Consider the following 16700-nt stretch of genomic DNA (forward strand, 5'->3'; position numbering starts at 1 on the left):
AAGCAGCATTATGTTTAAAAAAGTAATACACCGACCGGTTTTCGCCATTGTGATATCGGTTGTGATCCTGTTTATGGGAGGGATTGCCATGAAGCAGCTTCCTACAGAACAGTTTCCAAAAATTGCCCCTACTACAGTAGCTGTTTCTATCGCTTATCCGGGAGCGAGTGCAGATGTATTGGTAAAATCATCTTTGATCACGATTGAAAATGCCATCAATGGAGTTCAGGGAATGCGTTACATCACTACTGATGCCACCAGTGCCGGAGAAGCAACGGTAAACGTTGTCTTTGATCCCGGAACCGATCCCAATGAAGCGGTAGTTCTGGTAAAGACCAGAGTGGATCAGGTAATGCCTTTATTACCCGAACTTGTACAGAAAGAAGGAGTTGTGGTAAACCCGATTCAGCCAAGTATGCTGATGTACGTAAACCTTTACAGTACGAATAAAAGTATGGATGAAAAATTCCTGTACAACTATTCTATGGTGAATATCATCCCGGAAATCAACCGTATCCACGGGATTGCAAAATCTCAGATTCTGGGAAGCCGTAGATATGCCATGCGTATCTGGCTGAATCCTGACCGTATGCGTGCGTATTCTATTTCCGTAGATGAGGTGATGAAAGCCATCGGTGAGCAAAGCATCATCGGACGTCCGGGAAGAATCGGGCAAAGTTCCGGTATTGCAGCACAGTCGCTGGAATATGTATTGACTTATAAAGGACAATACAACAAGCCGGAAGAGTATGAAAATATCATTGTCCGTTCCAACGCAGAAGGAGAAAATGTAAAGCTGAAAGATATTGCCAAGGTAGAGCTTGGAAGTGAGTTCTTTGATATTTATTCCAATCTGGATGGACATCCTTCCGCCTCTATCGTTTTAAAACAGAATTACGGAAGTAATGCCAATGACGTGATCAGAGATGTGAAAGCAAAACTGGCAGAAATGAAAGGGAACTTCCCTCCAGGCGTTGATTATAAAATCAGTTATGACGTATCCCAATTCCTTGATGCTTCTATTGAACAGGTAATGCATACCTTGAGAGATGCATTTATCCTTGTAGCCATCGTGGTTTTCATTTTCCTTGGTGACTGGCGTTCTACGTTGATTCCTATTATTGCCGTACCGGTTTCTCTGATCGGAACTTTTTTTGTCATTCAGTTCTTCGGATTAACCATCAATTTGGTTACTCTTTTCGCATTGGTATTGGCAATTGGTATTGTGGTGGATAACGCCATTGTTGTCATTGAAGCCGTTCACGCCAAAATGGAAGACAGTAATATTTCGCCTTACAAAGCGGTAAAAGAAGTAATGGGTGAAATTGCAGGTGCTATTATTGCCATTACAGCCGTGATGGTAGCCGTGTTTATTCCTATTTCATTTATGACGGGTCCGGTGGGAACTTTCTATCGTCAGTTTTCGATTACTATGGCGAGTTCTATTGTGATTTCTGCAGTAGTAGCGCTTACTTTGACTCCGGTTTTGGCTGCAATGCTATTGAAAAACCATCATGGAAAGCCTAAGAAAGTCAATATTTTCACCAAAGCTTTAGACTCTTTTAACAGCGGATTTGATAAAATAACAGGAAAATACGCTTCATTCCTTAGAAAAATCGTGAGCCGAAAGGTGGTAACATGGGGAATTCTGATTGCTTTCTGTGCCGGAATTGTGATGATCAATAAAGTACTTCCGGGCGGATTTATCCCGAATGAAGACCAGGGAACTATTTATGCGATTATCCAGACCCCTCCGGGTTCTACGCTGGAACAAACGAATAAGGTTTCCAGAACGTTGCAGAAAATCTGTATGGGTGTAGACGGTGTGGAATCTGTATCATCTCTGGCAGGATATGAAATCATGACGGAAGGTCGTGGTTCGAATGCAGGAACCTGTCTGATCAATCTTAAAAGCTGGAACGACCGTGATCATTCTGTAAAGGAAATCATGGAAGAGCTGGAAGAAAAATCAAAAGACCTTGGAGCTACCATTGAATTCTTTGAACCACCGGCTGTACCAGGATTCGGATCTTCGGGAGGTTTCTCTATGAGACTTCTGGATCTGAACAGAACGACCGATTATCAGGAATTTGACAAGGCCAATAAAGATTTCATCGCACAGCTTAAAAAGCGTAAGGAACTTTCAGGAGTATTTACCTTTTTTGCAGCCAATTACCCTCAGTATGAACTGGTTTTTGATAATAATGCAGCGATGCAGAAAGGAGTTTCTATCGGAAAAGCGATGGACAACCTCAACATTCTGATCGGTAGTACCTATGAACAGGGCTTTATCCGTTTCGGACAATTCTTTAAAGTATATGTACAGTCGTCTCCGGAATTCAGAAGGCTTCCTACGGATATTATGAATCTGTATGTGAAAAATGACCGTGATGAAATGGTTCCTTATTCCGCATTTATGACAATGAAAAAGACACAGGGGCCTAATGAAATCACCCGTTACAACATGTACAATTCTGCGGCAATCCGTGGACTTCCGGCTGCAGGATATACTACTGCTGATGCTATTCAGGCTATCAATGAAACGGCAGCTAAAACACTTCCTCACGGATACAAAGTAGCCTGGGAAGGATTGTCTTACGATGAGGCACAGCGTGGGAATGAAGCCATCTATGTATTCCTTGTTGTTCTGGTATTCGTATATCTGGTTCTGGCGGCTCAGTATGAAAGTTTCCTTATTCCGTTTGCGGTACTTTGCTCTTTACCAGTGGGAGTTTTCGGATCTTTCTTATTATTAAAAGCGATGGGACTTGAAAATGACATTTATGCACAGGTAGGATTGATCATGATTATCGGATTACTGGGTAAAAACGCAGTACTTATTGTAGAATTTGCAGTAAAAAGACGTCAGGCAGGAGATTCTATTCTTGAAGCTGCTGTAGAAGGTTCCAAAGCCCGTTTCAGACCGATTCTGATGACTTCTTTTGCCTTTATTGCAGGATTGGTTCCGCTTGTTTTTGCAAGAGGTGCGGGAGCGATCGGAAACCATACCATTGGAGCATCTTCACTGGGAGGAATGCTGATAGGAACGCTATTCGGAGTGATTGTAATTCCGGGGCTCTATTACATATTTGCCAAGTGGTCTGACGGTAAAAAAATGATTAAAGACGAAGATGAATCTCCATTAAGCGAAGACATGATCCATTATGAATAAAAGAAAAATATATCAATATGCAGGTCTGGCAGTCGTCTTATTAAGTCTTACTGCCTGTAAACCTATCGAAATCGTACAGCGTGCTGAAAATAAAACCGTCCCTGAAAAATACGGTTCAGCAGAAAATGACACTATCAATACAGGAAAAATGAAGTGGAATGAATATTTCAGTGATCCTCATCTTCAGGAGCTGATTAGTCAGGCCCTTCAGAATAATCAGGAACTGAATATTGTCCTTCAGGAAATTGAAATGTCTAAAAACGAAATCAAAGCCAAAAAAGGTGAATATCTTCCTTCTGTAGGTTTAAAAGCCGGAGCTGGCGTAGACAAAGTAAGCCGATACACCAATATCGGAGCGATGGAAGCCAATACCGAAATAGAACCAGGCAGAGAAATGCCGGAACCTTTATTTGATTTTGGTGTTGGAGCTCAGGCACAGTGGGAAACCGATATCTGGGGAAAACTTCATAATGCTACAAGAGCGCAGGTGCAAAGGTATCTTGCGAGCATTGAAGGAAAGAACTTCATGACAACTCATCTTATTTCTGAGATTGCCGATTCTTATTATGAGCTGTTGGCACTGGATAATGAGCTGGTTATTTTGAATCAGAATATTAAAATTCAGAATGATGCACTGGAAATTATCAAAGATTTAAAGAAGAATGCCCGATCCAATGAACTGGCCGTACAGAGATTTGAAGCTCAGGTTCTGAAAACTCAGGGAATGCAGTATGACATCCAGCAGAAGATTGTTGAAACTGAGAACAAGATCAATTATCTGGTGGGAAGATTTCCACAACCTGTAGAAAGAAGTCAGAATTCTTTTGATTCTGTTGTTCCGCAAGCTGTATATGGAGGAATTCCTTCTGAACTTTTGGAAAACCGTCCGGATATCAAACAGGCTGAGTATGAACTGGCTGCTGCCAAGCTTGACATTAAAGTGGCCAAAGCAAGGTTCTACCCTTCTCTTGATCTTTCTGCTGGAGTTGGACTACAGGCTTTTAATCCTTTGTATATTATCAAACCTCAGTCGTTCTTGTTCTCTCTTGCAGGAGAACTTACTGCTCCACTGATCAACCGAAGAGCGATTAAAGCAGCTTATAATAATGCCAATGCGAAACAGATTCAGGCAGTGTATCATTATGAGCAGACTGTTCTGGGTGCTTATATTGAGGTAGCGAATCAGTTGTCTAAAATTCATAATCTGGAAAGCAGTGTGAATATCAAAACGAAGGAAGTGAATGCTTTAACGAAGTCGATTGATATTTCTAATGATCTGTTCAAATATGCCCGTGCTGATTATATGGAGGTTTTACTGACTCAAAGAGATGCCCTGGAATCAAGGTTTGAGCTGGTGGAAAAGAAAGTGAACCAACTTAAAGCAAGTGTTGCTGTATACAGAGCACTTGGTGGTGGTTGGGACCAGACACCTTTGGAGGTTCCGGATATTACCAAACAATAAATTCTTTTCAATCTTGTTTTTATAGGAGTCTGCCGTGAGGCAGGCTCCTTTTTTTGAATGGTTTTAACTGCGGATGGCACATATGATTGAGGATTTTTTTTATTTATAATTTATGATTCAAGCTATCTTCTGGCCTTGATAGTAACTGATGTGGAATTTTATACATGATTTAGATTCTTCATTTCTCTTCGTTACATTCAGAATGACATTGTGGGGTAAATTGATTGTGTCTTTTTCATTATAACTTATTATAGGATAATTTTAACCGCAGATGACACGGATAAACACAGATGTTTGAGTATATTTCTTCTATTCGCAATTCATAATTCATAATTCATAATTCATAATTCATAATTCATAATTCTATTCTAGCCCTGATAGCAGCGGTTACCCCGCAACAAACGTTGAGGTCTTCGACTAAGGTAAATGGGCTAAAGCCCGTTCCTATTGAATATTTTCATTTTTCCCACGGATTAGACAGATAAACACAGATGTTTGAGTATATTTTTTCCATTCGCAATTCATAATTCATAATTTATAATTCATAATTCTATTCTAGCCCTGATAGCAGCGGTTACCCCACAACAAGCGTTGAGGTCTTCGGCAAAGCTGAGGGTGACAGTTTGGCGTGAGGAGTATGAGCGGATAGCAGGATAAAGCTTCTCATGCTTATTTTCATGAAATACAGCTATAAAATAAATAAAAAGTCTACAAAATAAATAGACTTCTGATTTTAATTTTAATTCACACTTGAAAATTAACTTTTTTATTATTTTTTAACATTTGCAACACCTCATTCAATGAACTGATAATCAATTTATTATTTTATTAAAATCTAAACTCCAACTATTAACCCACTAATTTAGTAGACTAATATGATTTATCTCATATTCCCTTTTTGTAAGGGTTCGCCTTTTATTAAATAATTTTGACCCAGTTAAAAAAATCATAAACTTTATTCTCATGAATAAGAATACCTTTAATTCTTACCTATGCACCATTACGGTGGCAGCTCCTGCACAGCAAAATTGTTGTGGAATGTCTGCCCTTTCACAGCACCAATGTATTTCTCAAGACATGTGCTTTGGTTTGATGGGCATGATGATGATGTGCTAACTTTTTAAAAGATACATTCATTACTGTAGGAATTAAAGCCAAAGAGTTCAAGGCTTCTTTCATCCGGGTACATCTCCTGTAAATTTTAATCTTCTGTTTTTTATATCCTCCCTGAAAAAGGAGGTGGGAAACTATTATTTGTACGGAGAGATCAGCAGTAATACACAATTCAGTTTTAAACCTAGATTAATATAATGAAAAAGAAACAATGCAAGCTTGGTGTATTGGCCTTACTGCTGTTCGCGGAATATGGTTTTGCCCAAAGCAAAGACAGTCTTTCCCAAGAAACCTCCATCAAAGAAGTAGTGGTAGTTGCCTTTGGAAAGCAGAAAAAAGAAGAGATTACAGGATCTGTACAGTCGCTGAAGGCTAAGGATCTTTCTAATCTTCAAAATGGAAATATTCTTCAGGGAATTGGAGGAAAAGTGGCCGGGGTACAGGTGATTTCCTCAGGGCAGCCAGGTTCCCAGCCTACCATCAGAATGAGAGGAATTGGCTCTATCAACGCATCCAGCGACCCGTTAATTGTATTGGATGGTATTCCGTACAGCGGAAACCTGAACAGTATTGCGGCATCAGATATTGAAAGTATTTCTTTTCTGGAAGATGCCTCTTCGAATGCTCTGTATGGTTCCAGAGGAGCCAATGGTGTTATTATTGTGAACACCAAAAGAGGGAAAAGTAAAGGCGTAAGTATTGAGGCTGATGTAAAAACAGGGGTCAATTTCAGATCTATTGAAGATTATTCGGTCTATACTTCTCCTCAGGATTATTATACCGCCTATTATAACAGAGCCAGAATTGGTGAAATCGCAAGACTGAAACAACCGGGAGCGGTTCCTTCAGGACCTTCTCCTCATGATGTGGGACTTTCAGCATTGACAAAACTTGGATATAATGTGTATAATGTTCCGTTTAATCAATTGATATCAAAGGATGGTTCTTTTAATCCGGATGCAAAATTACTGTATCAGGATGACTGGAAGAAACTGCTTTTCAGACCTGCTTTGCGAAGAGAAGCTACGGTAGGAATCAATGCTAATGGAGATCAGGTGAAATCTTACACTTCCCTTAACTATCTTGATGATAAAGGATATTTGATTTCATCAGGGTTTGAAAGATTCGGGATCAGATCTAATGTAGACTACGCTATCACTTCAAAGTTGAAATTAACAAGTGCATTATCTTATACTTACAGCAAGCAGGATTTCGGTGAGACCGGAGGTTTCTCCAACCCGTTCCAGTTTGCCCGAAATATTGCTCCTTTCTACCCTGTTTTTCTTAGAGATAATAATTACCAGAGGCTTTATGACAGTTATGGAAATGCTTTATATGACTATGGAGATGGCCAGGGACCTAACGGAGCTACAAGATCTTATGCGGTGTTTGAAAATCCTGTAGGGAACCTTCAGAAGAATAAATCACAAATCGTAAGTAATGTGACCAATCTGAATCTTGGGTTAAATTATGAAATCATCAAAGGACTGGATTTTACCTATAATTTTGGTGCTTATCTCGAAAATACCAGAAACCTACAGTTCGGAAATACGGAAGGAGGAACTTCATCTTCTGTGGGAGGAACTATTTCACAAAGTTCAAACTTTAAATATACACTGAACCACCAGCAATTGCTTACCTACCAGAAAAAACTGGGAAATCACAGCTTCAACCTCCTTGTAGGACATGAACTGAATAAGATAAAAGATGATGGTTTTTCAGGATCAAAACAGCAGCTTTTATTACCTGACTCACAAGCTTTTGATAATGCTGTGAAAATTACAGGTTTATCAGGAAGCGGCTATGAATATGCTGTAGAAGGCTATTTCACGAGGTTATTGTATAATTATGACGGTAAATATTTCTTCAATGCCAATATCCGTAGAGACGGTTCTTCTGTATTTTCTCCGGAGAGCAGATGGGGAAATTTCTATGGACTGGGACTGGCATGGAATATCGCAAAAGAAGATTTCCTTAAGGACAACAGCGTGATTAATTCTTTAAAATTAAAAGCTTCTTACGGCCAGCAGGGAAATGACAACATTCTTTTAGGGGGTTCCAGCAGAGATTATTATGCTTACCAGGATATCTACGGAATCAATAATTTCGGGAATGACAAACCTGTTCTATCTCTTAAAAAACAAGGAAACAAGGATTTAAAATGGGAAACTTCCAAAAACCTGAATGCCGGTTTTGAAATTTCACTTTTAAAAAACAGAATCAATCTGAATGCTGATTATTTTGAAAGGAAAGTTTCGGATATGATCTACACGCTTCCTCTTCCTCCATCCAATGCAGGATCTTATGTAAAATATGGAAACATTGGAGATATGACGAACAGAGGTGTTCAGGCTAATATCAGTGTAGATATCCTTCGCGGAGATGAGTTCCAGTGGAGTTTTTACGCGAATGCCACTCATTATAAAAATAAGATTACCCGATTACCGGCTGAGCAGAGAAACACAGGACTTGTTTCAGGTTTATTTATCCTGACGGAAGGTGGAGACCGTTACACGTATTTCCTCAAAGAATTTGCAGGCGTAAATCCTGAGAATGGTGATGCTTTATGGTATCGTACAACAATTAATCCTGCTACTCAAAAGGAAGAAAGAACAGTAACCAATAATTATAAGGAAGCCACCGATTATAACACCGGAAAGTCTGCCATTCCAAAGGTATATGGTGGATTCGGAACAGATTTCAGTTATAAAAGATTCAATCTGGCAGTGAATTTTGCTTACCAGTTCGGAGGCTATGGCTATGATGATATTTACAGAAGCTTATTCCATTCTGATACCTATGGATCTAACTATTCAACGGACCTGGATAAAACCTGGACTCCTGAAAATCCAACGGCTGCCTTACCAAGAGTAGATCTTACGGCTACGAACCAGAATGGAAATTCAACACTGTATCTGATCAAATCGGATTATTTCAGTCTTCAGGATGTAACCCTATCCTATCAGCTTCCTGAAGGTTTTGCCCAACAGGCAGGATTATCAGGACTGAAAATTTATGTAACAGGAAACAACCTATATCTATGGTCTAAGAGAAAAGGATACGACCCAAGAGCTTCACTGACGGGAGTTTCTGATGCCTACCGATATTCTCTTTTATCCAGTGTCTCTTTAGGGTTTAAACTTAATTTTTAAAAGAACAGGAATGAACACAATAAAATACTTTATAACAGCTGCAACCCTAAGTTTTCTGACTACCAGCTGTGCTAATGATCTCAATACGTTGCCGGAAGGAGATATTTCCGGTGAGCAGCTCAATAACGATGCCAACAGTCCGGAAAAAATTCTGGGTGGAATCTATCTTGATCTTCGAAGCAATGGTGCTGGCGGTACTACCGTTCACTCAGATTTCGGAATCATGGGAATCAAAGCAGGTGCTGATCTGATGTCAAACGATGTGATCCAGTCTACCAACCAGCATTTAGGAATGTTTTATAATTACGAAGCCACCAATGCCAGTAATATTGCTTCTGAGATTGTATGGACTACTTTTTATGCAAGAATATTTGTGATCAACAAGCTGCTTGATGGTCTGGATAAAAATGCCAATGCAAAAAACAGAGCCATTGCAGGGCAGCTTCTGGCTTTAAGAGCTTATTCCTACTTCTATCTGGTTCGTTTTTATGCCAATGATTATAATGGACATCAGTCTGAACCTGGTCTTCCATTGGTACTTACCGCAAATAATCCAAGTCAGGGACTTCCGAGATCAACGGTTGCTGAGGTGTATACGCAAATCAAGAAAGATATAGAAGAATCTGTTTCGCTTTTAGATACTTACGCCAGACCTTCCAGAGCCCAGATAGACCAAAGAACTGCCAAAGCTATTGCAGCCGAAGTATTTCTGGAAACAGCAGATTATATCAAAGCAGCTAAATACGCTGAGGAAAGTAAGCAGGGAATTGCCCTGATGACCGAGGACGATTATACCAATACCGGATTTTCCAACATTAATAATCCTGAGGTAATATGGGGTTTTCATAATACCATTTCCACGATGAGCATCGGAAATTATTACGCTTCTTTCTTCTCCATGTTTGATAATACCAATGAAGGGTATGCCGGAGCAGCACAGATCCGTAAGCTGATAGACAAGCGTCTTTATGAAGCCATTCCGGCATCGGATTACCGTAAAAAAGTATTCAATGGAAGCCAGAATGCAGCGTATACTTTTAATGGAAAAACGAAAAATTATCCGCCTTATGTAAGTTGGAAATTTAAAGATCCTACACTTTTTGAAGGAGATTATATTTACATCAGAGCATCTTCATTATATTATATCCAGGCTGAAGCCCTTGCCAGACAAGGAAGAGAAGCCGAAGCAAGACAGGTATTGTTTAACATTACCTCAAAAAGAGATCAGGCTTATACATTGTCTACAAAGTCGGGCAGCGAGCTGATTAATGAAATTGTCCTGCAAAAGAGAATAGAACTTTGGGGTGAAGGCTACGCCTGGTTTGATATGAAAAGACTCAATACTCCTTTAGAAAGAGTATACACAGGAACGAATCATACTTTTGGAAGATTCAACCTGACTCCGGATAAATTCAGATTCCAGATTCCTAATAAAGAGATTAATAATAACCCACAAATCAAACAGAATGAATAGATAAACAGAAACAATTTTACATTCAAATATATTCAGTGACGAGGCGCCATTTACTTGTAAGTGGTGCCTTTTTTATTGACCAAGGTAAGGGATGATATTTTTTTGACTTTCACTTGCTAAAAATCTTTGATTTTTCGCGCCTTAAAATTATGCATAGAATTAAAAAGCTTTGCGTCTTTGCGTTCTCCAAAAAAACACAAATAAAAAAGGTTGAGTTGGAAAACGCAAAGACGCAAAATGGTATTAATAAATTTGTTATAAGGCGCAAGGATTTTATCTGCGATAAAATTGAATACTGTTTATTTTCAAGTCTCTTGCAGATTTTTTATTTTATAACAATATCAGACTTGTAATGATCTTTTACCAGCTCGCCATTTTTATACAATCTCTGATTAATGACCTTTCCTTTTTCATTAAAGTAAAGCCACAACGCATTTTTTCTTCCTAAAGAATCCAGACGTCCCATTTCTTTCGGCATTTTGTTGTTATGAAGAATCTGAACAGGGTATAATCCTTTCAGGTCTTTCAGAGAATCCATTTTTTCAGGGATCAGTTCAGAGTCATTCCCGATTTTGAAAATATATTTTTTTCCTTTATCACTATTCAAAATCAGTTCATCACCTGATATCTTATATTTACCTTCTGAAAAAGGTGCTGTTACAATCTGATCATAGCTTACATGTTCTGTTTTTAAAAATTCGAAATTTCCATCTTTTATATAAAGTGAATAACTTCCATTCCCCGATTCCAATTCAACATATTCAGGATATTCTTTATCTTTTTTACAGGAAATAATGGAGAAAAGAAGTACAAAAAGGCAAATAATTTTAATTTTCATAAGAACTAAATTATTAAAATATCCTGAATAAAATAACAGTAGATCACTATTCTTGTTATTTCATGCCTCCTACTCTACCTTCCTTCAAACTCCCGGAGTTTTCTTTTCATCAGCTTAATTTCCGCAGATTGGGTTTTAAAAATATTTCTCTGAAGAATAATCAGCTGTGGATCACTGAGGTGTACTTTTTCAGATATCAATAAGGCTGCTGCATGATGAGGAATCATACTTTTTACAAACTGCCTGTCATCCACATTCACCTGTTCTCTGATTCCAAACCAGGAAAACAGACTTGTCACCACTCCGATACTTACAATGATCCAATTGAGTGTTCTGTTCCTATACCTCTTTCGCATAACCCATAATTCAATAAGTAACATGGCTGAAACCATCATGAGAGTCATGTATAAATTATTAATATTTGAAATAAAATTTCTCGGGTTGTCTATCATCGTGTACATAATGATATACATAAAACAGAACATCATCAAAGCCATAAGTACAAATCTGCTGTACATTACTGAAGAATTAATTGAATGTTTTTTATTTTCTTTCAAAGAAGAGATTCCATTTTTACGCTTCATATTTTCCATAAGAGAGGGCACTGTAAATAATATTATATAATTCAAAAACTTGTGATAAAAATAATACTATTTATCTGACAGGTTTATGCTTATACTCATAATAATTGACGAAAATACTTCCTTGTACAATCAAAAGAAAAAGATATATTTGGGAACTCAAATCTTTTGAATTGCTCAGTTGCAAAAAGATTTCAATGAGAGTAGTTTTCATTCCTCATCTCAATTTTCAGCAATAAAACATCAATAATGATCAAAACACAATTATTTTTCACCAGTATATCTTTTACCCTGCTATCTTTTACTGCTTCGGCTCAGAAAAAAAACACATATGCTCAGAAAATTGACAGCATTATCACTGCTACCAGCCCCATAAAGTTCAATGGCGTTGTTTTAGTCGCTCAAAAAGGAAAAATACAATACCTCAAGTCCAATGGTTACAAGGATTTTGAAAAAAAGATTCCTTTGAAAACAGATGATCAGTTTGAAATCATGTCAAACTCCAAGCAGGTGACCGCAGTTTTAGTTCTACAGGCTGCCCAACAGGGAAAACTGGATCTTCATACTCCTATCAAAAAATATCTTCCCACTCTTACCCAGACCTGGGCAGATACAGTAACAATCCACCATCTCCTTAATCATACTCACGGAATTACCAAACTGGAAAAACCCTCAGCTTTTAAAGCCGGTTCCCAGTTTAAATATGGTAACCTCTCTTACATGATGCTTGGGGAAATTCTTAAAAATACAACTGGAAAAAGCTTCACGGAGCTGGCCAGTTCTCTTTTCAAAAAACTAAAAATGGATCAGACTTTTGTTTATAACACAAAGAATAACCCATCTCTCGTTCCCGGTTATATGAATGAAAATAATCAGTTTGAGAAAGTAACACAATCATTTCTGAATGAAGATATCGTTCCTGCTGCAGGAATTATTTCCACCGTACAGGATCTGGCAAAATGGGATCAGGCCTTATTTAAAGGTAAGCTTCTCTCCCCGGAATTTCAGAAACAAATGATGACTCCTTCTACCCGTTCTCAGCATGATGTATTTGGAAAAGAAAGCATGGGATTCGGGTATAATGTAAGGTTCATCAAAGAAGCAGGTCTGGATTATTTTGCCGTGACCGGTCTTGGTGATGGGTTTACCTGTCTTAATACTTACTTTCCTTCTACAGATACTACGCTCATCATCCTTGAAAATCAGATGCCTAAAAACAGTGAATACTGGAGTTTCAAAGAAGCTGCAATAAAAAATACCGTTCTGAAGGCAATCACTTCTAAGTAAGTCAAAAGTTTGTTTTATAAAGGATCTGTCAAAGATTTCAAAATACACAGCATGCAATTTTATCGCAGATAAAATCTTTGCGTCTTATAACAACTTTATTAATACCATTTTGCGCCTTTGCGATTTTCCAACTCAACCTTTCCTATATATGTTTTTTTGGAGAACGCAAAGGCGCAAAGTTTTTTAAATATTATATTTTTTTAAGGCGCAAAAAAATCAAAGATTTTTAGCAAGGATACTACTTTTCAATTTTTGCAAATCTATCCCGAAAGTGACAGATATTATACAATTCTTTTCAAAACTCTAGTTTTAAGAACAGAGAAAGGTTTTTCTATCACAAACCTGTAGAATAAGCCTCCAAGTATGCAGGCGAAGAAACAAACCATAAGACTTATATTATCTGATGTTTCAAGTTTAAAATAATCAAAGCCTTCCTGCACGAGATGAATAATTCCTTTATGGGAAAGATAAACAGCATAGGACAAAGCGGCCAGTTGAGCAGTGAGATAAGATTTTATCCGATACAGGAAAGATGATTGGGAAACTGCTGCCATCAGAATAACTCCAAAACTTACAGCTACCAACGTAAATCCAAATATGGAAACTGTTTTTGAAGCCTGCTCATTACATACCCAGAAAGATATTCCCAACAGCACAATTCCCAAAAAGAAAAGTCTGTTACCATTGTGATTCACTATTTTTTTGAATTGTGATGAATACTGCATCAAGTAGCCGATCAAAACACCTATCCCCAAACCATCCAGTCTTGTATGAGTGGGGTAATATATTTTCATATACCATAGTTTCCAGAAATCAGTGGAAGCTGTATCCAGTCCTGATATATATTCATTCCATATCATCAACCTGAATACAATAGAAAATCCAATAACAGCTATCATCAGAACTGCCAGATGCTTGAAAAGTTTTGCAGGGATTAAAATTAAGAGAAACAAGGGAAGAATAAGATAAAACTGCTCTTCGATACACAATGACCATGCATGGGAAAATGTTCCACGGTTGATGACATCCAGCCCATAGTTTTGGGTAAAAGTAACAAACTTCCAAAACGGAGATAAAGCTTCACGCTCTCTGAAAAAAGGGAATGTAAAATAAAGGAAAATGGTAAAAAAGTAAGCCGGAAAAATCCTGAAAAACCGTTTTATATAAAATGTTTTCAGACTGATATTTCCTTTATTCTTTATTTCTCTGAACAATTGTCCTGAGATCAGGAAACCGCTTAAAACAAAGAACAGATCTACTCCCGTCCAGCCAAACCTTCCGATACGATCTATCCAGTCAGGATGTTTGAATGCCCTGTAATGATACATGAGCACCAATAAAATTGCAATAGCTCTGAGATGATCCAATCCGTAAAGCCTTTCTGAATATTCCTTCATTATTTTTTTATGCAAATGTTGACAAATTCCAGACTTATTTCTGGCATAGCATCCGGACAACTGCTTATTCAAGATAAACGACAAAATATGCAGTTTATACCGTGAATAATGTAGTCTGTCATTATTTTAAAACCATTAGCATAACATTTTCCTAAGGTTACTTAAGATTTTATATTTTTGGGGATGATGAAAACTCTGTCAGAAATTCAGATCAGACAAAATCTATACTTCCAGCTGCTCTTCTGGACGGCTTTATTTTTATTCGGAACGGTAAGAATGTATGGAGAATACAATGTTGATACTTTCAAAGGAATGATCATTTATAATTTTTGCCACTGGATTTTCCAGATTGCGGGAGCCAATTTTATTTATTTTGTTCTGATCCGTCATTTTTTTGATCGGAAAAAGTATATTGAATTAATCCTGTCTATTCTTCTCAGCCTTTATATTATTTCTGTCATTAACCGTTTTTTTATCGTTTATGTTGCAGAACCTCTATTCATCAATGAATTGAAAAACAGTCCTTTTGATATTTTCACAGATATTCCTTACCTGCTGCTTCATTATACTTTTCCGATTATCAGCGGTACATTTATCTTTATCTCAATTATGTTTATCATTCGGTATAAGGATGAAAAAGAACGTACTATCAAACTACAGAAGGAAAAGACAGAGCTGGAGCTTCAATCTCTCAAATCTCAGCTCAACCCTCATTTTCTTTTTAATACCCTGAATAATATTTATTCTCTGTCCATCAGCCATTCCGATAAAACTTCACAATCCATCAGCCAACTGTCAGATATTCTGGATTATATTTTATACAAAGGTCAGAAGAAATGGGTGCAGGTTTCTGATGAACTGGATATTATTGATCAATATATTGCTTTGGAAAGCCTTAGATATCATGATGAAAGGTTAAAAATTCAGAAGTATATTACCATCCATTCTCCCAATACCATTCCGCCACTGCTGTATCTCACTCTCGTAGAAAATGCTTTTAAACACGGTGCCGGAAAAAATTCAGAGACCACAGAAATAAGGATTGAGATCAAAACTAATCAGCAGCATTCTGTTTTTACCATTGAAAATACTTTTTCGGACCATCCGACAAATCATGAAAAAGGAATTGGACTCCAGAACATACAAAGACAATTAGAATATCACTATCAGGAAAATTTCACCTTTCGGATCTCAAAGGAAAACAATATTTTTAAAGTTGAAATAACAACACCTTCCCATTATGATTAACTGCATTATTGTAGATGACGAACCTTTGGCTGCATCATTACTGGAAAATCATATCTCAAAAATTGATGATTTGAAGCTTACAGGAAAGGCTCAAAATGCTATGCAAGCTTATAAAATACTGCAAAACCAATCCGTTGATCTGATGTTCCTGGATATTCAGATGCCTCATCTCAATGGAATTGATTTTTTGAAATCGCTTCCTCAAAAGCCTAAAACAATTTTCACTACCGCTTATCGCGATTTTGCGATTGAAGGTTTTGAACTGGAAGCTGTAGATTATCTCCTGAAGCCCATTACCTTCGAACGTTTTTTCAAAGCTGTAGAACGTATATTGAGAAATGCGAACGGCAATAAAGAAGACTTTATCATCATCAAAACAGAGGGAATGCACCGCAAGCTTTCCCTTTCAGAGATCGTCTATTTTGAAAGCCAGGGAAATGATATTAAAGTTGTAATGGCAACACAGGAAAGTTTTATTTCAAAAAATAAAATTACAGATCTGGAAACCACTTTGTCTGATAAAGGTTTTGTAAGAATTCATCGGTCTTTTATCATTAATGCAGCTTTTGTGACTGCTTTTAACAATAATGAACTGATTGTCAATAAACGCCAGATCCCTGTTGGGAGAAGCTACAAACAAGAATTTGATGCTTTTGTAGCCACTGTTTCTAAAAACAAACTATTATAATTTCTTTAATTTTATTTCACAAAATCTCATTTTTAATATTTATTTTAAATTAATTTTTAATTTAATCTCACGTAAAGGATTTTTAATCTGTTTTTCAACACATTACATCCTTTTAATGATCAAAATCTATCTCAAACAGACATCACAGCACTTTAACAAAATAGAATTAATCTCATGGTTACCAAACTTTTATATAAACGATGAAATCCATAGCATCAGCAGATGATCACGTATAAATATTAAAAAAAAGTGTTACTTTTGCTTTAACGAATAAAATTGTTTTTTAGC

General features: G+C 37.3%; 10 protein-coding genes. 7 read left to right on the forward strand and 3 right to left on the reverse strand.

Going from position 1 to position 16700, the window contains the following annotated elements:
• Nucleotides 1-10: 10 nt before the first annotated feature.
• The 4 genes from ACMA47_RS19625 to ACMA47_RS19640 all read left to right on the forward strand — a co-directional run bounded on the left by ACMA47_RS19625 (nt 11) and on the right by ACMA47_RS19640 (nt 10373).
• Nucleotides 11-3172, forward strand: coding sequence for an efflux RND transporter permease subunit (locus ACMA47_RS19625; protein WP_076595625.1), 3162 nt, complete (start codon nt 11-13; stop codon nt 3170-3172).
• Nucleotides 3165-4634 carry a TolC family protein gene (locus tag ACMA47_RS19630; RefSeq protein WP_413931138.1) on the forward strand — a complete coding sequence of 490 codons (1470 nt, stop codon included), beginning with the start codon at nt 3165-3167 and terminating at the stop codon, nt 4632-4634. The genes ACMA47_RS19625 and ACMA47_RS19630 overlap by 8 nt, the downstream gene beginning before the upstream one ends.
• 1310 nt (nt 4635-5944) lie before the next feature.
• Nucleotides 5945-8899, forward strand: a complete 2955-nt coding sequence (locus ACMA47_RS19635; RefSeq protein ID WP_413931139.1) for a SusC/RagA family TonB-linked outer membrane protein — start codon at nt 5945-5947, stop codon at nt 8897-8899.
• Between the two features lie 10 nt (nt 8900-8909).
• Entirely contained in the window at nt 8910-10373 is a 1464-nt protein-coding gene (locus tag ACMA47_RS19640; protein WP_413931140.1) for a RagB/SusD family nutrient uptake outer membrane protein, read from the forward strand.
• A gap of 325 nt (nt 10374-10698) precedes the next feature.
• On the opposite strand, the gene ACMA47_RS19645 is transcribed toward ACMA47_RS19640, so the two are convergent.
• Nucleotides 10699-11211 (reverse strand): hypothetical protein, encoded by a 513-nt coding sequence (locus tag ACMA47_RS19645; RefSeq protein WP_413931141.1) that lies wholly within the window; start codon nt 11209-11211, stop codon nt 10699-10701.
• A 74-nt stretch (nt 11212-11285) separates the two neighbouring features.
• Nucleotides 11286-11795 carry a DUF305 domain-containing protein gene (locus tag ACMA47_RS19650; RefSeq protein ID WP_413931142.1) on the reverse strand — a complete coding sequence of 170 codons (510 nt, stop codon included), beginning with the start codon at nt 11793-11795 and terminating at the stop codon, nt 11286-11288.
• A gap of 246 nt (nt 11796-12041) precedes the next feature.
• On the opposite strand from ACMA47_RS19650, the gene ACMA47_RS19655 reads away from it, so the two are divergent.
• Nucleotides 12042-13079, forward strand: coding sequence for a serine hydrolase domain-containing protein (locus tag ACMA47_RS19655; protein WP_413931143.1), 1038 nt, complete (start codon nt 12042-12044; stop codon nt 13077-13079).
• Between the two features lie 281 nt (nt 13080-13360).
• Here ACMA47_RS19655 and ACMA47_RS19660 read toward each other — a convergent pair whose 3' ends face one another.
• On the reverse strand, nt 13361-14476 hold the full coding sequence (locus tag ACMA47_RS19660) for an acyltransferase family protein (protein WP_413931144.1): 1116 nt from the start codon (nt 14474-14476) through the stop codon (nt 13361-13363).
• Nucleotides 14477-14659: 183 nt separating this feature from the next.
• Between ACMA47_RS19660 and ACMA47_RS19665 the strand changes: the two genes are divergently transcribed.
• Both ACMA47_RS19665 and ACMA47_RS19670 read left to right on the forward strand, forming a co-directional pair.
• Complete coding sequence (locus ACMA47_RS19665; protein ID WP_413931145.1) at nt 14660-15724, forward strand: sensor histidine kinase; 1065 nt, start codon at nt 14660-14662, stop codon at nt 15722-15724.
• On the forward strand, nt 15717-16412 hold the full coding sequence (locus ACMA47_RS19670) for a LytR/AlgR family response regulator transcription factor (protein ID WP_413931146.1): 696 nt from the start codon (nt 15717-15719) through the stop codon (nt 16410-16412). Before ACMA47_RS19665 ends, ACMA47_RS19670 begins: the two co-directional genes overlap by 8 nt.
• Nucleotides 16413-16700: the final 288 nt, after the last annotated feature.

The organism is Chryseobacterium sp. T20, assembly GCF_047345655.1.
Taxonomy (GTDB): domain Bacteria; phylum Bacteroidota; class Bacteroidia; order Flavobacteriales; family Weeksellaceae; genus Chryseobacterium.